Origin of the sequence: Levilactobacillus lindianensis (assembly GCF_003946095.1) — a bacterium.
GTDB lineage: Bacteria > Bacillota > Bacilli > Lactobacillales > Lactobacillaceae > Levilactobacillus > Levilactobacillus lindianensis.
The window spans coordinates 1-25,477 of the sequence record NZ_RHOD01000013.1 but is presented as its reverse complement, the minus strand read 5'-3'; the positions used below and the strand labels follow the sequence as shown (position 1 = coordinate 25,477).

At 50.0% G+C, this 25,477-nt stretch carries 20 protein-coding genes; 11 read left to right on the top strand and 9 right to left on the bottom strand.

The genetic code is table 11. The features are described 5' to 3' along the window. Window positions 1-107: 107 nt before the first annotated feature. From EKM70_RS06620 to EKM70_RS06605, 4 genes are all read left to right on the top strand, one after another. Window positions 108-1,832 carry a DUF5776 domain-containing protein gene (locus EKM70_RS06620; RefSeq protein WP_125546358.1) on the top strand — a complete coding sequence of 575 codons (1,725 nt, stop codon included), beginning with the start codon at window positions 108-110 and terminating at the stop codon, window positions 1,830-1,832. A gap of 409 nt (window positions 1,833-2,241) precedes the next feature. After that, window positions 2,242-3,738, top strand: a complete 1,497-nt coding sequence (locus tag EKM70_RS06615) for a DUF5776 domain-containing protein (RefSeq protein ID WP_125546356.1) — start codon at window positions 2,242-2,244, stop codon at window positions 3,736-3,738. Between the two features lie 103 nt (window positions 3,739-3,841). Further along, the gene (locus tag EKM70_RS06610; protein WP_125546354.1) at window positions 3,842-4,447 is read left to right on the top strand and encodes a pentapeptide repeat-containing protein; all 606 of its coding nucleotides are present in this window, start codon (window positions 3,842-3,844) and stop codon (window positions 4,445-4,447) included. A 66-nt stretch (window positions 4,448-4,513) separates the two neighbouring features. After that, a complete protein-coding gene (locus EKM70_RS06605) occupies window positions 4,514-5,581 on the top strand; it encodes a YdcF family protein (protein WP_125546352.1) in 1,068 nt (355 codons plus the stop codon). Window positions 5,582-5,867: 286 nt separating this feature from the next. Here the strand turns inward: EKM70_RS06605 and EKM70_RS06600 are convergent, their stop codons facing one another. The 3 genes from EKM70_RS06600 to EKM70_RS06590 form a co-directional block, all read right to left on the bottom strand. After that, window positions 5,868-6,719 carry an SAM-dependent methyltransferase gene (locus tag EKM70_RS06600; RefSeq protein ID WP_125546350.1) on the bottom strand — a complete coding sequence of 284 codons (852 nt, stop codon included), beginning with the start codon at window positions 6,717-6,719 and terminating at the stop codon, window positions 5,868-5,870. Between the two features lie 115 nt (window positions 6,720-6,834). Further along, window positions 6,835-7,257, bottom strand: coding sequence for a helix-turn-helix domain-containing protein (locus tag EKM70_RS06595; RefSeq protein ID WP_057879391.1), 423 nt, complete (start codon window positions 7,255-7,257; stop codon window positions 6,835-6,837). Between the two features lie 73 nt (window positions 7,258-7,330). Further along, a complete protein-coding gene (locus tag EKM70_RS06590) occupies window positions 7,331-9,139 on the bottom strand; it encodes a M3 family oligoendopeptidase (protein ID WP_125546348.1) in 1,809 nt (602 codons plus the stop codon). 574 nt (window positions 9,140-9,713) lie between these two features. Here EKM70_RS06590 and EKM70_RS06585 point away from each other — a divergent pair. From EKM70_RS06585 to rny, 3 genes are all read left to right on the top strand, one after another. Then, complete coding sequence (locus EKM70_RS06585; protein ID WP_125546346.1) at window positions 9,714-10,658, top strand: alpha/beta hydrolase; 945 nt, start codon at window positions 9,714-9,716, stop codon at window positions 10,656-10,658. A 20-nt stretch (window positions 10,659-10,678) separates the two neighbouring features. After that, window positions 10,679-11,362, top strand: a complete 684-nt coding sequence (locus tag EKM70_RS06580) for a YoaK family protein (RefSeq protein ID WP_225416394.1) — start codon at window positions 10,679-10,681, stop codon at window positions 11,360-11,362. 100 nt (window positions 11,363-11,462) lie between these two features. Beyond that, window positions 11,463-13,070, top strand: coding sequence for a ribonuclease Y (gene rny / locus EKM70_RS06575; RefSeq protein WP_125546344.1), 1,608 nt, complete (start codon window positions 11,463-11,465; stop codon window positions 13,068-13,070). 103 nt (window positions 13,071-13,173) lie between these two features. Here the strand turns inward: rny and EKM70_RS06570 are convergent, their stop codons facing one another. Continuing rightward, window positions 13,174-14,748, bottom strand: coding sequence for a bifunctional metallophosphatase/5'-nucleotidase (locus tag EKM70_RS06570; RefSeq protein WP_125546342.1), 1,575 nt, complete (start codon window positions 14,746-14,748; stop codon window positions 13,174-13,176). A gap of 615 nt (window positions 14,749-15,363) precedes the next feature. Then, window positions 15,364-17,391, bottom strand: a complete 2,028-nt coding sequence (locus tag EKM70_RS06565; RefSeq protein WP_125546340.1) for a Na+/H+ antiporter — start codon at window positions 17,389-17,391, stop codon at window positions 15,364-15,366. 526 nt (window positions 17,392-17,917) lie between these two features. Here EKM70_RS06565 and spx point away from each other — a divergent pair. Then, window positions 17,918-18,316, top strand: coding sequence for a transcriptional regulator Spx (gene spx, locus EKM70_RS06560; RefSeq protein WP_125546338.1), 399 nt, complete (start codon window positions 17,918-17,920; stop codon window positions 18,314-18,316). 165 nt (window positions 18,317-18,481) lie between these two features. Here spx and EKM70_RS06555 read toward each other — a convergent pair whose 3' ends face one another. After that, a complete protein-coding gene (locus tag EKM70_RS06555; protein ID WP_125546336.1) occupies window positions 18,482-18,769 on the bottom strand; it encodes an EAL domain-containing protein in 288 nt (95 codons plus the stop codon). 183 nt (window positions 18,770-18,952) lie between these two features. Then, complete coding sequence (locus tag EKM70_RS06550; protein WP_125546335.1) at window positions 18,953-19,897, bottom strand: ketopantoate reductase family protein; 945 nt, start codon at window positions 19,895-19,897, stop codon at window positions 18,953-18,955. 161 nt (window positions 19,898-20,058) lie between these two features. On the opposite strand from EKM70_RS06550, the gene EKM70_RS06545 reads away from it, so the two are divergent. Together EKM70_RS06545 and EKM70_RS06540 are read left to right on the top strand one after the other, a co-directional pair. Then, the gene (locus EKM70_RS06545) at window positions 20,059-22,023 is read left to right on the top strand and encodes a S9 family peptidase (protein WP_125546333.1); all 1,965 of its coding nucleotides are present in this window, start codon (window positions 20,059-20,061) and stop codon (window positions 22,021-22,023) included. Between the two features lie 368 nt (window positions 22,024-22,391). Beyond that, window positions 22,392-22,748, top strand: coding sequence for a helix-turn-helix domain-containing protein (locus tag EKM70_RS06540; protein ID WP_125546331.1), 357 nt, complete (start codon window positions 22,392-22,394; stop codon window positions 22,746-22,748). 213 nt (window positions 22,749-22,961) lie between these two features. On the opposite strand, the gene EKM70_RS06535 is transcribed toward EKM70_RS06540, so the two are convergent. Further along, complete coding sequence (locus EKM70_RS06535; RefSeq protein ID WP_125546329.1) at window positions 22,962-23,435, bottom strand: C40 family peptidase; 474 nt, start codon at window positions 23,433-23,435, stop codon at window positions 22,962-22,964. Between the two features lie 160 nt (window positions 23,436-23,595). Beyond that, a complete protein-coding gene (locus tag EKM70_RS06530; protein ID WP_125546327.1) occupies window positions 23,596-24,552 on the bottom strand; it encodes a linear amide C-N hydrolase in 957 nt (318 codons plus the stop codon). A 152-nt stretch (window positions 24,553-24,704) separates the two neighbouring features. On the opposite strand from EKM70_RS06530, the gene EKM70_RS06525 reads away from it, so the two are divergent. Continuing rightward, window positions 24,705-25,331 carry an LVIS_2131 family protein gene (locus EKM70_RS06525; RefSeq protein ID WP_125546325.1) on the top strand — a complete coding sequence of 209 codons (627 nt, stop codon included), beginning with the start codon at window positions 24,705-24,707 and terminating at the stop codon, window positions 25,329-25,331. The last annotated feature ends 146 nt before the right edge of the window (window positions 25,332-25,477 follow it).

Below are 25,477 nucleotides of genomic sequence, written 5' to 3'. Positions count from 1 at the left end.
TGTCTATCCACATTATCCAATGTGTGGCATCAATGGTCATGAATAATATGCTATAGTTACAATACATAAAATCTAATAAATAATATCAATCAAAAGGAGATGAGAATATGAAGTTAAGAAAAGGATTAGCAGTGCTGGCAATTGCAATGGGTGTCGGGATGGCAGGTAACGTGATGGGTGATTCTAGCCGAGACATATTGGCGGAAGCAGCAAGTTTTACCTTAAACCCGGTGGATGAGAAGGCGAAGACACTGCTTCTGGATGAAGGGCAAAACACACTTGAGGTGAAGTACGATGAGGGAACTTCAGCTAAGACTTACGGTGAGGTTTTAACTGAACTCGCAGACAATAAAGATATTGATTATCGAGCAGTATTAAATTATTTTGCGACAGTAAACAATGACCCTTTCTACGGGACTCCTATCGGTCTTTGGATGGAGATAAGATTTTTTAACTGGTTAGAGGAGAAGTATGGAACACTAACAAGTGAGAAAGCATTTTCCCTGTATAAAAATTGGGGTAGTGGCACAGAAAAATTTGCCTATAAGGAGACAGTTCCTCAAAGATATTCATTACCCGCAGAATATCTAGAGAAACAATTGGATGTTCCTTTGAAAGAGGATGGCCGTCTAAACATCATGTTTAAGAATAGTGAACCGGGATTAGGTTTGGAGCTAAATAGCATAGGCGTTGACGGTGCTGTGGAGGGAACTTTTCGTACGGAAAAGGAAGCCATCCATGGCTTAAAGGGTGAGTCAATTGACATGACGCATCCAGCTATTGTCCGAAGAGTTGGCGATTCCATTAAGCATACGCCGGATAAAAAGACTGTAAAGTTTGATGACGAGACATTAGCAAGTCAGCCCGCGGTTGTTAATTACCATCTAGCTAAGTTCGCAAAGATTCAGTATCTCTTTGCGGATGGGGATCAAGTTGCAGCGCCAGAAAAGACGGTTGAAAGTTATGGTGCTCAGAAGGAATCTGTTGAGTCACCTGTCATCGCTGGATTCACAGCAGATCGACCGTCAGTTGAACTGAATTTTAAAGACTACAATTTTGGAGAAAACGATGTTCAAGAAACCGTGTATTATGTCGCCGATAAGACTGGCGGTGGCGGCGGTGACAACAATAACAACGGGAATGGGGATAACAACAACGGAAACGAAACTGCTGTGACGCCATTCAACGTCTACAGTAAACAGAAGTTCTACAGCTACAAGAACGTTGACTACAAGAAGAATGAACGAGTTAAGGGGTACGCTAAGAAGGTTCGGGCCCACGCCCCTGTCTTCACGGTCGTTGCCAAAGCTACTTCTAAGGCTGGGAACCCGCGGTATAAATTAGCTGATGGCACTTACATTTCAGCGAAAAATGAATATGTTGCGAACCTCTACTGGCAAGGCGATAACAAGAAGTTGTACGTTACGCATGCCAATGGGTCGAATGTCTACAAGTCTACTGCGATGAATGCAAAGAATAAGGTTAAACACCTCAAGCAGGGTACGGCCGTTAACGTGAAGCGGATCGTGCGTAAGGACCACATGACGCGTTACGAGTTGGCTGATGGCACTTACGTGACGGGAAACAAGTCGCGAGTTTCGGCAAACAAGCCGACGAACGCTAAGCAAGTTCAAACGAAGACTAAAATCAAATTGTACAAGGATGTTAATTTGACCAAGGCTGTGAAGGTTTACAAGAAAGGCCAGAAGATTAACGTCAAGGGTTGGGATCACTCTCACGAAAAGTTTGATAACATTACGGGTAAGAAACGTTACAAGGTTGCCGGTGGCTACATTACGGCAAGTCGTAACTTGGTTCGGATTGTGAAGTAAGGAAACCTGACAGTGAATTTGAATAAATAGGGCGGCCAGTGGTCGCCTTATTTATTTTTGTAAAGAGGCTAAGATTGCAAACATTGCAAGAAGGGCCACGTGTTCAAAGTTACCGGCTGGGATTACTCCCACGGCTGGAATACCGCAGTTTATGGCACCAAGCGCTATAAGGTAGCCGGTGGGTACATTATTTGGAATTCTAAATTAGTTAAGACTATAAAACAAATTAGAGGTAGAAATCGCCGTTAACTGGCGATTTTTATTTAGCCATTTGGACGCCTACGAGCGGGAAAGTTAGTGGCAGTAGTGTATACTGAGACTAAATGCTTGTGAATTTTTAAACACTGAAACCATCGTGATAAATCAGAAGTTATGAGGATTATTTATTATTTGTGAAGGGGTGGAAAACGTGCGGTTATGGAAAAAGGTTTTATTAGGTGCAGTTATGGTGATTGCGGGATTAGGGCTGGGGATAAGTTATCACAACTTTAAGTCAGCATCAGCTGATGAGGCAGAAGAAAGCAAAACAGCTTCTATTATTTATGTTGTGCCAGGTGAGGCCATCAATAACGGGGATAGTATGGATGCTATCACGTTGACTAACTTATCAGGAATTCCCAGTGAAATTTTCTCTGATGACCCGACATTTAAGGACCTCTATGTCAATAGTCATGAGGGTCTAGCTAGTATGGAGAAAGCGAAGGACAGCATACAGGTCCTTTCTTATTTTTCAAATGGGTTTTGGACGTTAGATGAAACTGTGCCGATGGTTGGGAAAATTATGTTTCCCGACCGGGAACTAACGCCTGAATTTAAGGAAAGTTTCGCCAATGGGCTGGAAAATTATAAGAAAGAACTGGCGGGATACACATTTAGTGTAGATGGATGGCAAAAGTTTTTGCAGCAACCTGCAATTACCAATGATACAGAAGCAGGCATTGATTACTCCTACCCCATTGGGCAGGCGGCGGATTCAACTGCTGATACTAATTTATTTGTCCATAACGATTCTTCTTTGGTCCATGTTACCTATGCTAGTTCGGATGGACAGACTATACTGCCTAAAGATCGTGACCTTACAGGATTTGCAGGTGAGGTTATCACAGACGACCATGTCTTTCCTAAGATTGAAGGCTACACAGCAAACATCAATTCTGTTACATTGGACGGAACTGAAAAGGACTTGAAAGTGTTCTATCAGAAGAATCCAAGTATTTCTTCAAGTTCAGAGACTGGTGATAGCGTAAGAAACTCGTCTTTCAAGGTCTACGGTAAACAGAAGTTCTATCGCTACAAGAACGTGGACTTCAAGAAGAGCGAGCGAATCCAAAAGTATGTCAAGAAGCCACGAATCTACGCACCAGTCTTCAAAGTTGTCGGGACGGCAACTTCGAGGGCAGGTAATCCTCGGTACAAACTGAGCGACGGTACCTACATCACGGCGAAGTCAGCCTATGTAGCTAAGTTATACTGGCAAAAGATGACGACCCAGACTATGTATGTCACGAATCCCAAGGGAGTCAAGACCCACGCCACGACAACCTTCAACGACCAGATTAGTCGTTTGAAGCAAGGCAGCGCAGTCCCTGTAACCAAGTTGGTAAAAGTTGGTAACGTGACCCGGTATGAGTTACCAGACGGTACCTACATCACGGGCAGTAAGTGTTACGTGACGCCCAACAAGCCACGAACGGTCATCAAAGTTCAAGGACGAGACGGACGAAACCGTTACAGTGATGTCAACTTGAATGAACGTCTTCAACACTACAAGAAGGGCCACGTCTTCAAGGTCACTGGCTGGGATTACTCTCATGGCTGGAACAAGACGGTTCATGGCACCAAGCGGTATAAGGTGGCCGGTGGTTACATTACCGGTAATCCTAAGTTAGTTAAAATTGTCAAATAAGCATCAAGCGACGGGCTTCTCAATTCCATGAGAAACCCGTTTTGTGTAATCGCTTTACCGCCGTAAAACGGGTAAACTAAGAGGAAAAGGAGTCGAAAAATTTATGTCAAATTATCCCGTCATTGCCGATCAAACCCTGGCGTTTGATGATATCGAAATGGAACATACCTATCAGAACTGTACCTTCACGCCAGCCAATGCGGCCATCCGCCTGATGGACGTGGAGCTGGATCACTGCACGTTTCAACAGACTAACTTTGACGAAGGTGAGCTCGTTCGGGTGACTTGGCGGCACAGCCAATTAGTCAACACCTCGTGGCGCGAGACCCGTTGGTATGACTGCGATTTACGCAATCTTCAGCTATCGGGGGCGGAGTTGACGGGGAGCTTTTGGCAGCGATCCAGCATTCAAGCGTCGAAGCTGGCCTACGCCAACTTTAGCGAGGCCCAGCTGAATCAGATGAGCTTCTTGGATTGTGATCTATTAGAGAGTGCTTTTCAGGCCGTTCGGAGTAAAAAAGGTGTGGACTTCGCCGGTTCTCGCCTAACCGGAGCCAGTTTTATTGAAACCCGGTTGGCTGGTTTTGACTGGCACGCTGCCGACTTTGCCGGCGTTAGTCTCAACGCTGACCTGGCAAAGGGGTTAAAGATTAATCAATTTCAGGCGGCCCAACTGATTGGTCTGTTAGGGATTGAGGTCGCGGAGTAGAGCGATCACGGCTCACTATGCTATTCTAGAGTGAGTCTTGAAATTATTGCGGAGGAGTCTCGTGTCATGCAAAATGAAATGTTCGCTATTCCTGCCGTCGTTTACCTGGGATGGCTGATCCCCCTGGGATTTGGCCTGATATTTGGGGTTAGTTACGGCATTGAGAAACGTCGTTTGGGTAACGGCATCTGGTTTTCGCTATTTTTTTATTCGTTTTTAACCATGCTAGCCATCTCAATTCTTGGAACCAATAATAAGTGGCTAATCGTCATCAGTATCGTCTTGTTTGTCTTACTCCTGATGTTAATCGGGGTCGTATTTGCCCTTCAGGCCTTCTTGTTGTTGTGGAATGCGTGGATCGTCTGGAAGAGAGAGAGTCATACGATTGCCAACATGTTGACGCTCTTTCTAGGAATTGCGATTCTCTTGGCACCCTTCGTGGTTCGGCTGACGTCGCTTTATCTACCAGTACCCGTGGCGACGGCGATCAACTTGTTTCCATCGATGGTGATCTTCTACGTCCTGTTCTGGTTTTACAACTACCTAACGATGTTGTTCATCTACCAGTTCAATCACCCGCGCTACAAGCAGGATTACCTGATTGTTCTGGGAGCGGGTCTGCTAAATGGGGATGAGGTTTCGCCCCTGTTGGGTCAACGGATTGACCGGGCGATCGCCTTTTACCAGAAGCAACTGGCCAAGACCGGCCGGGCACCCATGATTATCTTCTCTGGTGGTCAAGGCGGCGACGAGACCGTGTCCGAGGGTGTTGCCATGCGGCAATATGCGCTGCGACGCGGCTTACCAGCCGACCACACCATCGCGGAAGACCGGTCAAAGACAACTTATGAAAATATGGTATTTTCTAAAGCCATTATTGATCAACAGGGACCCACGAATCCTCGGGTGACCTTCGTGACCAATGGGTATCACACCTTCAGGGCAGGGATGATTGCTAAGAAGGCTGGGCTCAAGGCCAACGGGATTGGGGCACATACTGCCAAGTTTTTCTTACCCAATGCCATCCTGCGAGAATATATTGCCATTTTCGTGGGTAATAAGCGTTGGCACACGGTGGCTATTGGCCTAATGCTTCTCCTGACCCTAGCGCTTACCTGGGCCGAATATCAGTAGATGAAAAAAGCAGCTGACCAGAAAAAGGTCAGCTGCTTTTCAAATTCCAAGTGAGTTAATCATCGTTACGATGGGTCTGGTAGCTGGCAAAAGCGGCATAGCCGACTGCCACAACTAACAAGGTCCCCACGCCATAAAACAAGATATTCCCCAGTGCCATCATGATTGGATTCCCCCTGAATAGGTTGCTACCTAGTATGATAGCAAATTCGGTATCCAGGATAAATAGTTTGCAGGTAGTTTGTTGATTTGTAATATTTACTAGCCCACTGAGAAATTAATCCAATTATTTGACCAGGTAAACGTGATCTTTGATCAGGTCGATCGGCGTGTAGTGACGGTTCAAGTCACGCGTATCCTTATTCTCTAAGAGCTCAGCGTGATCCCAGAACTCATTGGATCCAGTGGCACCGTGGGGCTCACCCAAGACGACGAAGTCCACGTCCGTATCAGATTGACGGATCGCTTGTAGGAGCTCCCAGTCCAATGGTAAACCATCGGGAGACCAGGACATCACGACAACGCCTACCTGGTCGTGGTAGGTGTTCCAGGCGTCCAGAGCGGAGAGCGGTTCGATTGGCGTCAGGGGATGCCGACCGGTTTCATTTTCCTTGGTCCAAGCCTGATTGTCGGTGGCGTATACCGTCTTGTGTGCGGCTCGCAACCCTTTAGAAATGTAGCCGTTACCCGCCATGACTTCTAGTACCGCACGGTCGCCGACAAATTTCGCCAGGTCACTCACGAACGGAGCGGATGTGTAAGCCCACATGCCGTAGTGATTCTCGAGGTAGTCTCTAAAGGAGCGTAGGTCATGGTCCAAGTCCGGTAGAGCGTCGGTCAGGCTGTTCCAAAGGCGATCGCCCTGAGCATCGTTGGTCGGGTATTGCTCGGCTAGCTTGCGATAAATCTGGTCCTGAATATTATCGGGAAGTTGGAGTAGCGGCAACTGTTGCGGGAGATCACCGGCGGCCAACATCCGGTCGGCCAGGAGAATATTACTGATCAGAATCTTCACGGCTGGGTAATCCCCAAACTGATGATAATAGTCCGTCATTCGGTCAATGTAGGCCGTCTTACGCTGGCTCAAGGGTTGATGCCGAATCTTCTTTTTTAGTTTTTGTAGTTTTTTCGGGTTCACTTGAAAGGTCCTTTCTGAAATAAGTCATGAAATACTTTGACAAAATTTGAACCAATGTCAAAACAAAAGAACCGATCGATTAGCCTCAGCGGCTGATCGGCCGGTTCTTAAATGGTTAGTGGTCGTCGAGATGAAGATCCAACTCTTCTTGTTGGTTGGTTTCCGGTGCGGTGAAGCGGTTTTCCTTACCGTGCAGGTAGCCATCGATAAGTTGATAGATTTCATAACGGTCACGACCGCTCAATAATTCCCGGTTGAAGCTCAGTTGCTTTCCGGAAAGGAAGAGTCGACCGAGGTCGTATTCGTCTCGTTCCGCTTTACCCGTCAGGTAATCCATGGTGACATCGAAGTATTCCGCGAGCTTGCGGACCTCTACGTAGGACGGGGTACGAATCCCGCGTTCCCAGTTACCAATTTGTGACGCAGTGTTTGAATGATCGTCCGTTTCCACGGACTGTTGTTCGTTCAGGGCTGTGGCCAATTGTTCCAAAGTAATGTGTTGGCCGCGTCGTAAGGCCCGAAGTCGTTCAGAAAACATGTTAGTCACCCGTTTCTTCCATTAGTCTATACGACCATTATACCACTTAGCGTTACTTTTAACCTAAACTTGACTATTTCACCAGTGAATCGGTTAGCCGCATAAATTCTGCGACGTCACGCTTGATGAGTTGGACACCAGCCAGCCAGAAATCAGGCTTGGTCAGGTCGACTCCCAGGTGTTTTTGGGCTAACTCTTCGGTCGACATGTTAGCCGTATCCCGCAATAGTGCGATGTATTGGTCTTCAAAGTTGCCTTCTTGTTGGGCCTTGGCGTAGATTCCCAGGCTGAAAAGGTAGCCGAAGACATACGGGAAGTTGTAGAAGGAAGGATCAGCGATGTAGAAATGTAGCTTGCTAGCCCAGAGGTGTGGCGAGTAGGTCGACAGGTCGTGACCGAAGGCTTCCTTCTGGGCATTTAACATCAGTTCGTTTAATTCGGCTGGTGTGACCAACTTCTGTTGCCGCAATTGATAGAAACGAGATTCAAAGAGGAACCGGGCCCGAATATTTAAAAACATGGCCAAAGGGTTATCCATTTTCGCATTGATTAAAGAGATCTTTTCTGCATCAGTAGTCGCAGCCTTGACGTTGGCATCGGCCACGATCAGTTCACCAAAAGTAGAGGCTGTTTCCGCCACGTTCATGGCGTAACCTTGCCGGAAGTAGGGTAGGTCGTTCATGACACTCGAGTGAAAGGCGTGACCGAGTTCATGAGCCAGCGTGGAGACGTCATTGGGCGACCCGGTGAAGGTCATGAAGATTCGAGACTCGTTGGTTTCGGGGGCACTTTCCATCCAACCACCAGGGGCCTTACCCGCGCGGTCTTCCGCCTCGATCCAGTTGTGTTCGAAGGCGTGTTGCGCTAAGGCCGCCATCTTAGGTGAGAATTCGCCGTAGTGTTTGATAATGAAGGCCGCGGCCTCGTCATAGGTGAAGTGGTGAAGTTGGGCACCCGGTAAGTTCAGCGGGGCCTCAACGTCCTGCCACCCGGCGTGTTTTTTACCTAACAGGGCGGCCTTTCTGTCGAGGTAGTCGAGCAGGAATTGCTTGTTGTCATCGACGACCTGCCAGATGGTATTCAGCGTCTCGGCACTCAGCCGGTTATCCTTGAGTGGCTCCTTCAAGAAGTCCGTGGTGCCGTGGGCGGCGTATTCCGTCAAACGGAAACCGGCTAGGTGATTCAGCGTGTCGGCAAAGAGCTGTTCCTTATCCGTCCAGGCTTTTTCCCAGGCTGGTAGGAGATCGGCTCGGTACTGTGGATCGGCGTTCCCGAGAAGGTTGTTGTCAGCTTGCCCGGCGGACAGCGTGACGGGGTTGCCATCGGCGTCGTGGAAAGGCACGTTAACCGTTGCCACCAAGGAGTCGTAATGGGCACTCCAGGCAGAGCGGCCGTCGAGATTCAGGCGACTGATCAGGGCTTCGGTCTTGTCGTCCAGAAGTTCCTTACCGGCATCGCGCATTTCCTTTAGGTTAAAGGCCAATGGTTTCAGTTCGGGAACCGCTAAGATCGCATCGAAATGGTCATCGGGTACTTGAACCAGAACCTTCTTCAGTTTGCCACTGACGTTTTCAACCTCGTTTTCGAGGCCGTCGAGTTTGGCTACCATGGGCGCCACTTCGGGGTTGTTGACGTCGGCGGAACCAATGGCTGTCATGAAGATCCCGGCCTGACCGATGCCAGCTTCAATCTTCTGAAGATGGGTGATCAGCTTGGTAAATTGCTGGTAGTCGGGGGCATCGCTTGCCGCGTCCCACCGGTCCAACAGGTCACCTAGAGTCGCAATGGCGGCCTTAATCTGCGTTAATTTTGTTGCCAGCTGGGCAGAATTAATTCCGCCGGGAAACAGAGAATCCAGATCCCAATTCATCGAATACTTCATCGGCAAGTCCTCCTAAATGATTTGTTTGTGTGACTTTTTAGCCTACGATGGCACGGAGTCACACCCTATGGGGACCGCCCGAAGCCAAAGGGCGGTCTTCGGACTCGTCTCTAAGCCCCACAAGGGGCGTGGGTCTTAGAAACGTCCCATGCTGTAAGGCCGGCAAGTTCGCCGACCTAACACCATCGACACAGGGTGTGACTCCATTCCACCTCCGGCAACGCTACTACAATTAGTCGCATGATTAGGCTGCTTCAGGTAATGTAGTGACTGGTTTTAGCCGGAGGTAACTAGACAGAACCCCGTGTCGGTGGTCTTAGCCGAGGTTTTTTCTCGGCTTAGAGCACGGCCAACTTTGAAACTCATGGTTTTCGAGGTTCAAGGTTGTCCTGAAGACCGTTTCTCAGGCTTCAGGTCTGCCTCATGGGGTGGCGTCTGGTTGCCGCAGGTGGTATGGATAAGATCACACACGTAAGTTGTGCTTATTATAGCAAACATCATAACAATTGCGCTGATCAAAAGAACTTCGTATACTTACTGAAGAAGAGAAATGAGATATTGGGAGGAAACGAAAATGAGTAAGCGAAAAAAGTGGGGACTGATTAGTCTCGGTGTGATTGTGGTGCTGGTAGCCGGGGGACTACTAGGGGCCAGTCTGTATTTCTATAACATGACGGTAGCGAGCGGCAAGAAAAGCTTTGTGGGTACCGAGAAACCACTACGCAAGTCGGATCGCCTGTATGCTCAGAAGAAGTGGTATCGCGACGTCAAGAAAGAACGGTGGACGGAGAATGCGGCGGGCACTCATTTGAAACAGGTCGCCGACTACATTCCCGCGGCCAAGGCGACTAAGAAAACCGTCGTGTTGGTTCATGGTTTTGGATCGAATAAGGAAGCCATGGGAGGCTATGTGGCGCTCTTCCATCAGCTCGGGTACAACACCTTGATTCCCGACACGAGGGGCCAGGGTGAGAGCCAGGGGAAAGTCATTAGCTATGGTTATTACGAGAGTCGCGACTACTTAAAATGGGTCAAGCAGGTTATTGCCAAGCAGGGACCCCAGTCACAAATTGTGTTGTTTGGGGTCTCCATGGGAGGTGCCACGACCATGATGACCAGTGGACTGAAGACACCGACACAGCTCAAGGCCTACATTGAGGACTGTGGCTATACGGATGCGCAGTCCGAGATTAGTTATCAGGCCAAGCAGATGTACAACTTGCCCTACTGGCCGTTAGTCCCATTGACCAGTGCCGTGGCGAAGGCCAAGGCCGGGTTCCATTTTAAGGATGCCAATGCGTTGGCTGCGGTCAAGAAGAACCACAAACCGATGTTGTTTATTCACGGTGGAGCGGATACCTTCGTGCCGACGCGGATGGTTTATCAGGTCTATCGAGCGGACGCTGGGCCTAAGGAGCTCCTGGTGGTCAAGGGCGCCAAACACGCGGCGGCGCTATCCCATAATCCGGAACTCTACGAGAAGACGGTTACGGCTTTCTTAGCCAAATACATGAAGTAAGTTAGAGGAGTCTACTGATTTTGGATGATGTCACACGACAATTTAGACCGGTTACCGATACGATTCTGACACTGGGCGCCACCCTGGTGATGGGCGTTATCGATGCCGATACCTTCCTGAAGCATGGTGAGGTCTTCGTAAGTGCGCAGACTGGAAACCTGATTGTGGGAGTCATCAAACTCATGGAACACGGTTGGCAGGCCGCCTGGACCAATGGGTTTGTTTGGGTCGGTTACTTTCTGGGGTGCTTCATCGCTCAGGGCCTGAGTGAGCGCGTCAGTGCCCGCAATCCGCGGCGTCAGATGCGTTGGCTTCTACTGATTGACGTGTTGGCCTACGCGCTACTCGCTAGTCTGCAGACGACATTGCCGGATAGTTGGCTCATCTTTTTCCTCGGGACAGTAGCTGGGTACGAACTCACAATCTTTCGCCAGGTCGGGGGCATCGCCATTAATAATGGCATCATGACGGGCAACACCAAGGCCTTTGCCACGAGTTTTTATCGAGCCGTCATCAACCGTGATCGTCAGGCGAGAAAACGGGTGGTGCGTGTTGGTTTAGTCCTGGTAACCTTTCTGCTAGGGTGTGCAATCGGGGTTCGGTTAGCCGATCTGGCCGGGTTAGAGGTCTTGTGGGTGGCGAGTGGCTTCAAATTAATTCTGCTCGGTTGGTTATTTTTACCGGTAGCCATGGAAAACCCTTAACTTGAACAGTTGGGTTGTGGGCATAAATAGCGTATAATTAACGGGAAAAGTGACAATCCCCCCGGGATACCCGGGACTGAAAATTAAGGAGCACATTATATTGTTAATAACAGGACTGACTATCGGTCTGTTGTTGATTGGGATTGTGATCGGTTACCTGGTTCGGCGACGGCAACATCGCGCAGAACTACTGGCGGTTCAGGCCCAGGCTAGAACCATCATTGCTCAGGAGACCGAGAAGACGAAGCAGCGTGTCGACCAGCTTACCAAAAAGAGTCGGCAAGCCACACTCGCCTATCAGCAATCCGTCAAGGACGAATTGACCGAACAACAAAGTGATATTCGCGTTAGAGAACAACGGCGGCAACAGCGAGAACGTTTAATGGGACAGGCCACGGTCCGGCTCGACGATCAGACAGAGATGTTAGATGAACGGAGCCAGGCCAACCGTGACCAGCGGCAAGCTATCCATTTACTTCGCGATCAAGCCGAAGAACTAACGACGACGCGCAACCAGACCTTAGCGCAACGTGCGGGGATGGACGATGACGTCGCGAAGCAAACTGTCCTAGATCACACTGAATTGGATTTGAAGCGGGATCGAGACATTGAAATCAAGGCACTCAACGATAACGCCGTGGCCAACGCTGAGAAGTGGGCCAAGGATGTCGTCCTGTCCGCCACCGAGAGTGGTCCTCAGGATTTGCCGAAGGAGCACATGGAACATACCGTCACTGTACCCAACGGCGACATTCGCAGTAAAATTATCGGCCGTGAAGGTCAACACATTCGGTTGTTAGAAACCCTCACGGGGACGGATTTAATCTTCGTGCCGGATGACAACACCACGCTGTTTATCAGCACACACGATCCGATTCGCCGGGAAATTGCTCGGGTGGCACTGACCAACTTGGTTGCCAGTCGTCGCATCTCGGCTAATCAGATTGAGACTCAGGTGGAGAATGCCCAACGCGACGTCAACCATAGCCTTTGGGAAACTGGGGAACAGACCGTTAGCCTGCTACATGTGGGCTGGATGCATCCCGACCTGATGAAGCTGATCGGCCGACTCAAGTACCGGACTAGTTATGGTCAAAACGTGTTGTTGCACTCGATTGAAGTGGCTCAGTTAACTGGTGCCATGGCGGCACGACTGGGGTACAATACCCGACTTGCGCGCCGGGCCGGTCTCCTACATGATTTGGGGAAAGCTATCGACCATGAAGTTGAAGGCACCCACGTGGAAATCGGAACGGAATTTGCCCAGAAGTATGGCGAAGATCCGATTGTGATCAACGCCATCGCGGCGCACCATGGCGACATCGAGAAGACGTCACCGCTATCTGACTTAGTCGCGGCGGCCGATGCTATTTCCGGGGCACGTCCTGGGGCACGGAGTGAATCGGTGGAAGATTACATCAACCGGTTGCGAGCCCTCGAACAGATTGCTAACGAACAGAAGGGTGTCTCGGAAAGCTACGCCATTCAAGCTGGTCGGGAATTGCGGATTATGGTCAAGCCACATGAGCTGGACGATCAAGCTGCGGCTAGTCTGACGCAGGAAGTGGCCAAGCAGATCGAAGATAAGCTCACGTATCCTGGTAAGATTAAGGTGACGACGATTCGCACGCTGACGGCGGTCGAATATGTCGGTGACGAAAAGAAAAAGAAAAAACACAAGAAAAAGAAAAAGGTAGCCAACGCTTAAAACGCTGGCAACACAAAAGTCCCGCGGGTTCCTATTGGAATTCGCGGGACTTTTTTATGTAGGCTAGCGCTTGACGCGCCGTTTAGGTGAAACGTAAACCGATTTATTCTGGCTCATTAACGACTGTAAAATTGTTATTGGCCGTAGCCGGAACGGTTGGGTGTTCTTGGAGGTAGTCAGCAATGATTTCACTCATCGCACCTTGACTCTCCGCAATGATCTTGTCCGCACTGTACATGGCGTAGTGGCCACCACCGACTGCGCGGTATTGGTTCAGTGCAATCCGGAGTTCCTGATCGTCCGTCACAGGTTTACCATGATAGGTCAAGTTTTCGATACGCTGGCCCTCGGGTTTGGCGACGTTGATCTGGTAGTCTACACCCTCGTACATGTCGTAATTATACTGACGACGCTTGGGGTGGACAAAGGCTGGGTTAACGGCAATCTGGTTATCTTCGATCGCAAAATAACGGGCGGAGACTTCTAACGCGCCACGCAGGTCGGCCCCGGTGATCTTTAAGAGGGACAGGCCGTTGGGATAGACGTAGTTGGTCATGATATTTCGCATGGTGATGGGGTTTTCAAAGCCGCGAGCTTCATCACTGAAGAGGGCGGTTGCAGAGATGTCGGCGCCCATCGTGGCCATTTGAACTTTTTGGATAAATTCAATATAGGGGGTCTCGTGCATCCGTGCCGCAAAGGGATCGTCAAAAGTCATGTCGCCTTGGATATGACCCAGTGGTTGGTCTAGCCAGTGGCCGACCTCACTGTTCAGCCCATTGGCGGCGGCTAATACCTTCTGGTCAAGTGGGGCGTGTTTGGTTGGGACCAGTTCACTCTCATGGCTGAGCACGGTCACGGTGCCATCCGCTTGACGGTCGAGATCCAACGTGATCTTCCCGATGGCCTGTCCCCGGAAACCAGGTTGTGTGATTGGCGTATCGAAAACATCGGTGGCAAGCTGCCGGTGTTGGTGACCCGTGACCAAAGCGTCGATGCCTGGAATAGCCTCTAGGATGTGGTAGGCTTCGTTTTCGCCGACGTGAATGTCATTAGGTTTCCCGGTGGTCAGATCGCGCTCAAAGCCCCCGTGATAGCACACAATGACCACATCCGCCTGTTCTCTGATGATTGGGACGTATTTCTTGGCGGCTAGGTAGGCCGACTCAAATTGCAGGCCACTGATGTTGGTGGCTTTTTCCCACTTGTAGACAGCCTGGGTGGTGAGCCCCAGGATGCCGATCTTGATGCCTTCCTTTTCGATAATTTGGTAGGGTTGCCCGTATTCGGGTTCGCCATTGTGATCTAAAATATTGGCGCAAAGGATGGAACGTTTGGCGTCTTTAATAGCGGCCTGTAGGTATTCTTGGCCGTAGTTAAATTCATGGTTGCCGAGAATTCCGCAATCATAGTCGATTTGGTTATAGATGGCCATCAGAGGTGCTGGGTCGCGGTCGGGTTTGACACGGGCGACGTAGTACGCCAGTGGTGATCCCTCGAGAAAGTCCCCGTTTTCCACGGTTACGACCGGTCCCAGTGTCTTCGCCTGCGCTTGCTCACGGGCGATCACCGTGGCGGCACGCGCCAGACCAAAACCCTGGTGACTGCCCTTCTTTACATAGTTCGTCGGAAAGACATACCCGTGGGTATCGCTTGTCGATAAAATTGTCAGCTTCATGAATTCTCACCCTCCATTACGTCTAACAGACCCTGAGCACAACGCCGAATCTATAACGTGTTAAAGAAATTATAAGCTAGTTTGCTAACGGTGTAAATTTATGAGAGCGCATTCGTCCAGATTATGAGTAAATTTCTAACAAAAGCGCGGGGGATTGACTATTATCGGCTGGAATTTTTAGTTGTCTTAGTCTTTGATGCCTCCGGTGGGACGGGGTCACCCCTGGGAATACCAAGGTCGTGCCGCAGAAGACAGGTCATGTGGGGCGGCTAAGCAGAACAAATTGACGTCGATTATTGGCCATACAGGAAACTTCTATGCGAATTTCTATTTTTTACTAGCTTCAGCCGGAGGTCACCACACAGGGTGGCGTCTGGTGGTCGGAGTCGTTAAGAAAAACGACATAAAAAAACAGCGATCGGACCGTAATTGTCCGCATCGCTGCTGAATAAAAACACATGTTACGTTTGGAGTGGGTCGGTATCGCCGTAGCGGTCCGCCCGTTTTTTTACTTTTGGAGGAGTAAAATTGGTAACTTATTCGTTGGTTAATTCGTAAGTTATGCGACTACTATAGCATTCAATTGTGAAGAAAATGTGACGCTGAGCGGCCAATCTATTCTTCTCCTGCAATTTCTTGGGTATAGAGCATCTGATCGGTTGAGACTTGTTGGTAGAGTTCGTCTGCCAGTGCTGTCGGAATTTCTTTGGATGACCGACGTTGGCGGATGTAGGTGTACTCGTACTGGAAGGCCTGAATGAAGAGCTCACTTTGTTCGTCAGCGGCTTGGGTAGATTCAAAGCGCCGGTGACGCGCATTGTAGTAGTAACGAACCGCGTTCACTTCGGCTTGGTTGTCGATAGTCGAAATCTCGGTCAGGAACGTCATGACTTGGGTGTAGATAGTCTTTTCAACTAGCATAAAACTCTCGCGACGTTCGCGTTCGGCTGCGGAGACGTGACCAGGGCGCGAGCGATCGCGACCACGATGGCTATGGCGTTGACCGGCCTGGCGTCGTTCTCGTTGTTTACGTCGATCACCATGGTGGGTAATGAGATGCCAGAGACGGTGTCCCACGAAGCGGAACCAGATGCTGGTGTTGACGAGTGGATTGTGACGACTCATTTGGGATTTCATCAGGAGTAAACGCACGTAACGATTGGCAAAGGGAGCCGGGATGGTGCCAGCGTCGGCAAGCCCTTGGACCGCCGTGACTTCCATCTGTGTGGCTCGATTGAGGAGTAACCGTGTCGCCTTTTTATCTGGCCGCGTGTTGTTCGTTTGGCTATTTAAGACCTGGATTACCGTTTGGGCACTGGCCGGGGTATCCGGATTTTCCTGAGCCAACCGTTCACTGGCGTAGGCCACCAAGGCCTTACGTTCCTGTTCGAGTTGCTCGGCATCGACCGTAGCCGTTTTCTTTGGTAGGAAGAACGGCAAGATGATGGTCGGGACCAGCAGACTTAGGATAATCACGACGGCGGCCACGAAGATCATCGTGTTCCGATAGGGGAAGGCCGCGCCATGGAGCGTTAAGGGAAGGGAGAAGGCCATGGCCAAGGTGATGGTTCCGTGAACCCCGGATAAGGCACCCACAAGGGCATTTGAACGGCGGTCTTTATTTTTCGAGTGGATGAGGGCCCAGTCGAAGCGAATCCAGAGGTAACGTAGGGCGGTCATGACGACGTAAAGGACGACGGCTAAGATGAAGAACGTCAACAGGTCCTTGGTGCGGTCCTGTTGAATATTTACCCAGACTGTGGGAAGTGTCGCGCCTAAGAGAACGAACACGAACCCATTTAAAAGGCTGGTGACGATGCGCCATGAAGACCGCGAGACCAACTGAAGCTGGGTACTGGAGAGGCGTAGTTGATTTGAAGAGAAGCTGTACATCAGCCCGGCAGCAACGACCGCGAGAATTCCGGAGAGTTCGAGGTGTTCGGCAGCGAGGTAGATGAGGAAGGGCACAATGAGGTCGTATGGAACGATGACGCTGGAAGAATCCATCCCACTCTGAACCAGCAGGACCCGGGTCCAAACGGCTAAGCCGCCCAGAATAACCCCAATAAGTAAGCCCCCAAAGAAGACAATGAGGAAGTGTTTAACGCCCATGCCAACGGAGAATTGACCGGTAGTAAAGGCTGTCAACGCGAGGTTGAAGGCGACCAAACCAGAAGCATCGTTGAATAGAGATTCACGTTCCAACATGCCCATGACTCGTTCGGGCACCGCCATATTCGTGGTAATGGAGGAAACCGCCACGGCATCGGTAGGGGTCACGATCGCCGCCAGTGCAAAGGCTAGGGCTAAGGGAATGCCGGCCAACATGCTGTGGGCGAGATAGCCCATGGCAACCACGGTCAAAACGGCGAGGACGATTGCCATGGAGGCGATTGAGCCGACGTTGCGACGGAGATCTTTGGCACTGGCATTCTTCCCATCATAAAACATCAGTGGGCCAATGATCAGGAGCATAAAGGCCTCGGGTTCCAACGCAAAGTGATGGAACATGGGGATTAATGACAATAAGGCACCGGCAAAGATCTGGTAGAACGCCTGATGAATAGCAGAAAAGTAAGGATAGATGGTGTTGGCGACGATCGTCGCCAAGATCAGTAATAGTACGGAGTAAAAGGCTTCCAAAACGAGTTCCTCCCGAAAATAATTGATGCCACCATTTTACGCCATTCTCGGTGGGAACGGGTGCCGATCGCTTGAAAAGCCCAAAATAACCATTTTAATAAAGTTGTGGTGGTGAAAGCTGGCGATTCAGAATTGACATAATGGATATTTTTGCATGTATAATGAATATCCATACATTACATGTAAAAAGACACGCGTGGCGGGATGAACCTTAACGGAACCTAAAAGAACAAAGGATAATTGGTTGAGCTTCAGAACTTTGTGGTGGGACAATGGACGTATTTAGGGGCTTCCATCGGATTTATCACAAGTAAAACGGTGCACGTTGACTTAGTTGTGACGGCTAACCAACACGTTAAAAAATGATGAGGGTTATTTAGAAAGTTTCCAAAAAGGGTTGATTATTCATTCAATTGTGGTAACATATAAGTTGGTTCTACTAGATAGTTCAGTGAAACATTTCGGGGGAACCAAGTTGTCTGTGTTTCTATCGTTACTCAATCCAACGATAAGGAAGTGCTGAGATATGATTAATTTGTACATTGCGCCAAGTAGCGCATCCAGTCGGAAAGCACGCGCATGGCTTAAGGAACATGAGATTGCGTTCAAGGAACGTAACATCAAGTCTAAGCCACTGAATGCTATCGAGGTTAAACAGATTCTTCGGCTCACAGAAAATGGGAGCGAGGATATCATTTCTACCCGATCAAATATTTTCAAGCAATTGAATATTGATTTGGATAGTCTGTCGGTCAGCCAATTAGTTGACTTAGTTGTTAAGTATCCGGACTTAATCAAGCGCCCAATCATCTTTGATGATAAACGACTTGAAGTGGGGTACAACGAAGAGGAAATTCGTCGTTTCTTACCTCGTGAGGTACGGACCGCCGAATTACACCACTTAGAATCACAATTAAGCTCATAGACCTAGTCGATCAGTTCTCGGGGGAGTGCTGGTCGATTTTTTATTGAAAAATTTATAATCGCACGCCAAAAGTCCAGGACACGTTGACATGTCCTGGACTTTTTTTGATCTGTTAGATTCTGGGGTTAGCGATTATAACCGCTAATGATTACCAGTCACGACTAACTAAGCGTGCTGTCGACGACGGTAATTTTGGGCCATATTGTCGTAGCCCAGTTGTTCCAAGGTCTCCACAACCGTTGCCGCAATAGTGCCCGTTGCAACCACGTCAAACCCTGCTAATTGGGCAACGATGAGACTTTCGACGCGGTGAACTACCGTCGGATCGTTGGTCAGTGCAGTGAGTGACCGATGAATCTTTCGTGAGTTGAACGGAATGTGCTTTCCTGCTAAGTTTTCCACGGTGAGACCACCCGGATACATCGTTGCCTGTGATCGTCTTAAAACATCCATCGTCTCTAGCCCTCCTAGGGTTTGCCGAACCCGTTAGTGTGTCTTTATAACGCCCGGTCAAAAATTAGTATAGGTCTATGTTACGATGAATTAGCAGAAATTACAACTAGATATAGGGCGAAAGTGTGAGACTTTGCCACATATAGTATGAATGTGACAGAGCGTGGTGCTCACTTTTTAATGTTACTTGATACCACGGAGCGACTCCTGACTGTGAATTAACTGTGTCAGTAAGGCGTTGGTTGGTGCTGGGACGCCAAGCTTCTTTCCCAGTTGGGCAATGTAGCCATTGAGGAAGTCGATTTCGGTTGGCCGCTTCTTGGCCATATCTTGATGCATGGAGGGGTAGTGGCCACCATTTTTATCAGGATCGAATTGTGCGGCGATGAGGGCGGTGTCCGCAGCCGCGTCAAATTGAATGTGGGCGGCCTTAGCCACGGCAGCAAATTCCGTCAAGACGGCATCGTTCAAGGTACGCCAATTTGGCAATGCCCCGAATCCACCGATATTGCAGTCGAACAGGGTACAGTAGGTGTTCAGCACACTGTTTAACGCCGCCTTCTTCCAAATAGCGGCTAGCACGTTCTCAGCGGGACTGGCGTTGAGGTGGGCGGCATTCAGGGCCGCGATCAGGGCTGCGATCAGGGCTGGTAGGTCGTCGAACTTCTCGGGCACGATGGCTTGTAGCGAGATGCTCCCGGTTCCGGTAACCGTGATGTGACCGGGACCCGTCAGACTAGATGACCAGACCGTGGTTCCGGCCACGACGCGGTCCTTAGGGACGTGGCGTTCGATGGTCTCGACGTTCCCAATCCCGTTGGCCAGGGTCAAGACGATAGGCTGGTTGTCTAAGATGCCACTGAGTTGTTGGAGCATCTGGTCCATTTGCATGGCCTTGGTGAAGAGGATCACCAGGTCGAAACGTTCCGTCACGTCTGCGGGACGCTTGGCAGTCATTTGGGTCACATGGTCTTGGCCATCATCAGTGGTGACGGTCAATCCATGTTCCTGAATGGAGGTCACGTGATCCTGCCAGTTATCGATCAGGGTAACTTGATGTCCGGCAGCTTGCAGCTTGACCCCGAAACGACACCCCATGGCACCCGCGCCGGCAATTGCAATTTTCATACTTGCTCACTCCTTATCACATTAGTTACTTTCAGTGTAGCGGTTTTCCACCGTGGGCGCACGTGAAGGCTTGAATTGAGTTTGACAGGGGCCGAACCGGGAGCGTAAGATAAAACGCAACCATTAATGAGAAAATAATGAGAATATTGAGGAGTGGTGAGATGACCCAGAGCGTGCAAGCACAGGACTTATTTAACCTAAAATCAATCACACAACCGGTCGTGGCCGGCGATCGGATCTTCTTCGTGGAGAATGGCGTCGATCAGGCCAGCAACGGCTATCGATCAGTGGTTCGCGGCGTGAGTGGTGGTGAAGCCTGGACCGCGGGAAGTGTCGGAGAGCAGAATACCCAACCGGCTGTAGCTGGTCAGCACCTTTACTTTGCGGCCAAAGTTGGGCAGGCCAAGCCGCAGCTTTTTACCACGTCACTCAATGGTGGCGAAGCACTGGCGGTGACGGTCTTAATGCCGGAACAGGCCGTCAGCACGGTACTTGCGAGTGGCGATCAACAGACCATCTTTTTCAAAACGACCGAAACTACGGAACAACCGAAATTCTTAAATGCCGAGGACTTTCCGCAAACGCGTCACGTTTCTCGCCTGATTAATAAGGCCGATGGTCATGGCTGGTTGCCACACCAAGTCACCTACCGGGTCTGGCGCTATCGACCAGAGACGGATCAGTTGCGGGAAGTCTTGAGTCAAGGAACCGACTTCGACCTGACCAGTACCAGTGCGGATGGCCGCTGGCTCACGGTGATTCAAGATGTCCAGCCGGACGATGACCGTGACTTCACGCGCCATGCCTACTGCTTAGACACCGCGACTCGTGAATGGACGGACTTAACTAGTGGTCTTAAGGGTCAGGTAGCGGATGCGACAATTTCCGCGGATGGTCGTCGCGCCCTGATCGTGGGTAACGATGGCTCGCATGGCTTACATACCGTGGCTAACGTTTATCTTGCCAATCGTGAGACCGGCGAGTTAGTCAACCAGACGGCGTCGTTGGATGCTGATCCGGTGCCGGAATTTGCGGCCGACTTCACCCAAAATCCGAGTGGTAAATTGGCCCAGTGGCTGGATGGCCAGCGCTTCGTCTTCACCGCCGCCTTTCATGGTCGTAGCCAACTTTACGTGGGGGATGGCGGGCAGGTCCGCTTGCTGAGTGATCAGCCTAGAGAAATTGTCGACTTTGCCGTTATCGATGATGATGCCGTTGTGCTCGCCGTTTCTGCTCAGGATCGACCTAGCCTGCTGGTTCGGCATACGCTGAGTGAGGGCAACGAACACATTCTAGTGAATCCCAATGCCACTTATGAAGATACCCATGAGTACGCTCACCCCCAACACTTTACGTTTGAAGCCACGGATGGCCAAGATCTGGAAGGGTGGTACTTGCCGGCTCAAACGACCGCCAAGAAGACGCCAGTCCTGCTCTACGTCCATGGAGGACCGCATGCCAACTATGGGGAAACGTTCTTCTATGAATTTCAGGTGCACGCTAGTCGCGGGTACGGCGTGGTCTTCTTCAATCCACGGGGCTCAACCAGCTATGGTCAAGCCTACCAGGATGCGGTGATCGGTCATTATGGGGAACACGATTATCGCGATGTGATGAGTGGGTTAGACGTGGCACTTGCGAAATTCTCAGAGTTAGATGCGGATCGTCAGTACATCGCTGGCGGATCATACGGAGGCTTCATGACCACCTGGGCTGTAGGTCATACGGCACGTTTCGCGGCCGCCGTTGCCCAACGGTCTGTGACCAACTGGATTAGCCTATTTGGAACCAGTGATATTGGGTTTTACTTCAATCCGGATGAATTGGCCGGGGATCTCTTCGATGAGGGTGGCGTGAGTGAATATTGGCAACGTTCGCCACTGGCTTATGCCCAGAATGTCACGACCCCGATTCGCTTGTTACACGGCGAGTGGGATATGCGTTGTCCCATCAGCCAGTCTGAGGAATTCTTCACCGCGGTTAAACGCCACGGCGTCGATGCCGATATGATTCGCTACCCGCAGAGCTTCCATGGGGTCTCACGTGATGGGCTACCGAGCCTGCGCGTGCAACGGTTAGATGATATGACGGCGTGGTTCGATGCGCATCCGTCAGTTCAAAAATAAGAGAGTGGGGAAAAGGGCGATTAGTCAATGAGCATTAACGTCGATAGTCGGACAATCCTGGTTTTGGATTGTGTGACTATCGGGGTTAAGCGGAGTTGACTGCCCTTTTCCGCACGTTTCGGCAACATGAGCATAGTGATCAAAAATCAGGCGTTGGTTCCGTTGTTAACGGAAACTAACGCCTGATTGCTTACCGTGATTGATAAAGAGAATAGTTGAGACAAATGCCGTTATCATAGGATCTGCAACCCGTTCTGCCCGTGATACGGGCGCAACTAGCCCGGGCAAAGAGCGTGATGTTCGACTTTGTTCGCAGGAAGCCCGCGGTGTTTCAGGTATGATAATTTTAAGCAAAAGGGGATGAGAGCATGGAGAATATGTTTCGTCAGCAGTTGGTAAAATTGCGACGCCGGCAGAATCTGTCACAGGAACAACTCGCTCATGAACTATTCGTGTCACGACAGTCGATTTCAAAGTGGGAGCAGGGTGAAACATCACCGGATTTGGCTACAGTTGTGAAGCTGGCCAATCTCTTGCAAGTGGATCTGAATGAACTAGTCGGGGGCCAAGTAGCAGAGACTAAAGAACAGTCTTACAAGACAGTGAAAACTTTGCCAGAGGGACAACGACCGATGAATGGCTGGGAATTTCTTTCGCAGAATTGGTGGCTGATTTTTCCCCTACTGGTTGCGCTCAGCTGGGTTGTTGGAATGTTTCAACATTAACTAGCAGCTCGATTAAAATGAATGAATTGAAAAGCGGTCGCCTCACGATTAAGATGGGGTGACCGCTTGATGTGGTTGTAGAGTTGAGGATGACGGATGCAGATATGAAGGGTTGGGCCAGGTTTTAGCTACTATCAGGCAAAACAAAAACCCTCGCTGCGACGTAACAGCGGGGGTTAGAATTCATTTCATTTATGAAGGTTAGACGAGATCTTACTTAACGTTTGCGACCCGTGCGTAACCAACGGCGTGCCACCATGGGGCGTGAACCTTTTCAGTCACAACACCACGGTTTTGGGAATCAATCATCTTACCGCCACCAACGTAAAGGCCGACGTGATAGATGGAATGCTTTGAACCACCGAAGAAGACCAAGTCACCCTTCTTGATGTGCTTGTAGCTAACGTGCTTGTAGTGGTTGTATTGAGCTTGGGCAGTCCGTGGAATAGACTTCTTACCACCCTTTTTGTAAACGTACTTGGTAAAGCCAGAGCAATCAAAGCGGGAAGGACCAACTGAGCCCCAACCGTAAGGCTTACCTAATTGCTTCTTGGCTACCTTATGTAATTTGCTGTAGGAAATCGTCTTTGCGGATGCATTAACCGGTTGGGTTAATGCAAAGCCAGCCAGCACGAATGCGGCCATGGCGATCAGGGATAATGCGATTTTAGCTAACGTCTTCTTCATAAATGTAAACAAACTCCTCTTTTTTAATTAGTATTTTTAGTTTTGAAAACTTGTTCCGTTCGATTCAACAGAACTAATACTATCAGGGAGTTGTTACAGTTATGTCTCAAACGAATATCAATCGCGTTAAAGGTAATGTTAAGCTTTGCAACATTCCCAATTAATCAACCGGATAGGCATGGGGAAAGTGTTGGTGTGAAGCCATTTCAGGGGTCAAAATGATTTGTTGCAAACGCCGTGATCGGCGAGATTGAAAAGTGAGCATTTTGGCCTCTAAATTGAAAATTGATCGGTAATGGGTGTAATTATGGTTGGGTTGCCCCTGTCTTTTCGGGTCAAATGGGAGGCTAACCTCTGCTAACCATTGGAAAATTTCACGGGTACTAAGTACGTCATTTTCAGCGATCGGGGTTCCCCAACGGCGAATGGCCATGTGAATGAAGCGGTCGGTGGGAATGGTTTTAGTTGGTAATTTCTGGCCCGAGACGATGACAGTCTGGGCAGCTTGAATAGTTTCCGAGGTAAAGACATCCCCAGATACCCCTAGATAACGGTTGAGGTTTTTAATGTGGGTGGCGAGTAGCGGGGTATTGGTGAGAATGCCAGCCGGATTGACCTGAGCTTGTAGCGGCCCTCCGGTCGGTTCGATCACGATTGTTTGTCCCGTGGGATCACTTAGGATCCAGTGAAAGGGGTAGACGGCCGTGGCTTGACCCCAGCGACGGTTGAGGAGTGTGACCCGGGGAAGATCGGCAATGACGTCAGCCAGGGTGGTATGTTCACCCAAGACCCAGGTAATGAAATCTTGGGGTCCTAAATTGACTTGTCCGGTAACCGGCTGGTCGGCATAGGTGGCGGCACCGGGTAGATACAGTTCGGCACAGCTCAGGCCGGCTTCGTTGACGCCATCACCGAGGAGGTAGGCGTGCCAGTCACTGGCACGACGACCACCGCCCAGAATAGCGTACTGACTGGTCCGCAAGGGGCCAACCGCGGGCTGCCAGGGATGTTGTCTGGGCAGAAAAACCGGCCGCCACGGGGTAGTCGTTGGAAAATCCATCGTCCGGCCAAAAAAATGATGGGCAGAAGCGGTGGTATAGGTTAAACTAGTACACACGGGGAACGCCTCTTTTCTAAGATGAGAACTACCCTCAGTATAACTTAATTTTCGCCGCTGTGGCTTGTATTCCCGGCGTGAATCTCGTAAGCTAATAGAGAACAGAAATACCCATATAGAGGGGTTTATTTTTGGAAGGGAATTGGGAAACTATGAAATCAACTTGGAACTTAGTGGGGATGACCTTGTGGGTCCTAGTCCTGGTCGCGTTGGTCTGGATGGTCCACGACATGCGGGTTCGCCGTATTCACCTCATCGTGACGGAACATCACAGCTTTTCGTGGCGTAATTTCACCATTTCAACCATTGAGTTAGTGGTGTGGCTGTTGTTCTTTGGTGGGATGAGTTACACGACGTTCTTCCAAAATGTGAACCAGCTGGGCAGTCGGGTTAGCGAAACGACGCGCTATGAACCCCTGGTAATCACTACGGGTACAGGGAGTGGCTCCGCCTATTATGTTGTGGTCCACAACAGTGACGGCAAGAAACCGGTCCAGCAGTACACGTATCTGACCGAGGGTGAAAAATACCAGGTCAACAGTACGGACGCCACGGTAGCGACGGGGAAAAAGGCCATTAATTTGCCCGCCTCGGCCTACCAATGGGATGAGAAAAAGGTCAAGAAGTATGATCAACGACACCAGAAGGCTTGGGTCGGGGTCATCGAGACGACCTACAAGAAGTCCTTTGTCAACGGGATCGGCTTGCACGCCGGTCGCTTGGCCAATCGCTTCACGTTGATTCGGATTCCGGATCATTCGTTTATGTTAAAGGAATAGTGAGTTGTAGCCGAGACGGTTTAGGTCTCGGCTTTTTTTGTGGGTTACTGGTTTTGCTACTTAATGTAGATTGAAAGTCGAATGGCAGGGCTCAGCGCCGCAGGGCTGGTGAAAATGAGACCGGAACGCTGTGGGCGCACGCGCGG

Coding starts and splice junctions, on each gene's coding strand:
- EKM70_RS06620 (WP_125546358.1), top strand. CDS start 108: ATGAAGTTAAGAAAAGGATTAGCAGTGCTGGCAATTGCAATGGGTGTC.
- EKM70_RS06610 (WP_125546354.1), top strand. CDS start 3,842: ATGTCAAATTATCCCGTCATTGCCGATCAAACCCTGGCGTTTGATGAT.
- EKM70_RS06605 (WP_125546352.1), top strand. CDS start 4,514: ATGCAAAATGAAATGTTCGCTATTCCTGCCGTCGTTTACCTGGGATGG.
- EKM70_RS06595 (WP_057879391.1), bottom strand. CDS start 7,257: ATGTTTTCTGAACGACTTCGGGCCTTACGACGCGGCCAACACATTACT.
- EKM70_RS06590 (WP_125546348.1), bottom strand. CDS start 9,139: ATGAAGTATTCGATGAATTGGGATCTGGATTCTCTGTTTCCCGGCGGA.
- EKM70_RS06585 (WP_125546346.1), top strand. CDS start 9,714: ATGAGTAAGCGAAAAAAGTGGGGACTGATTAGTCTCGGTGTGATTGTG.
- EKM70_RS06570 (WP_125546342.1), bottom strand. CDS start 14,748: ATGAAGCTGACAATTTTATCGACAAGCGATACCCACGGGTATGTCTTT.
- spx (WP_125546338.1), top strand. CDS start 17,918: ATGATTAATTTGTACATTGCGCCAAGTAGCGCATCCAGTCGGAAAGCA.
- EKM70_RS06555 (WP_125546336.1), bottom strand. CDS start 18,769: ATGGATGTTTTAAGACGATCACAGGCAACGATGTATCCGGGTGGTCTC.
- EKM70_RS06550 (WP_125546335.1), bottom strand. CDS start 19,897: ATGAAAATTGCAATTGCCGGCGCGGGTGCCATGGGGTGTCGTTTCGGG.
- EKM70_RS06545 (WP_125546333.1), top strand. CDS start 20,059: ATGACCCAGAGCGTGCAAGCACAGGACTTATTTAACCTAAAATCAATC.
- EKM70_RS06540 (WP_125546331.1), top strand. CDS start 22,392: ATGGAGAATATGTTTCGTCAGCAGTTGGTAAAATTGCGACGCCGGCAG.
- EKM70_RS06535 (WP_125546329.1), bottom strand. CDS start 23,435: ATGAAGAAGACGTTAGCTAAAATCGCATTATCCCTGATCGCCATGGCC.
- EKM70_RS06525 (WP_125546325.1), top strand. CDS start 24,705: ATGAAATCAACTTGGAACTTAGTGGGGATGACCTTGTGGGTCCTAGTC.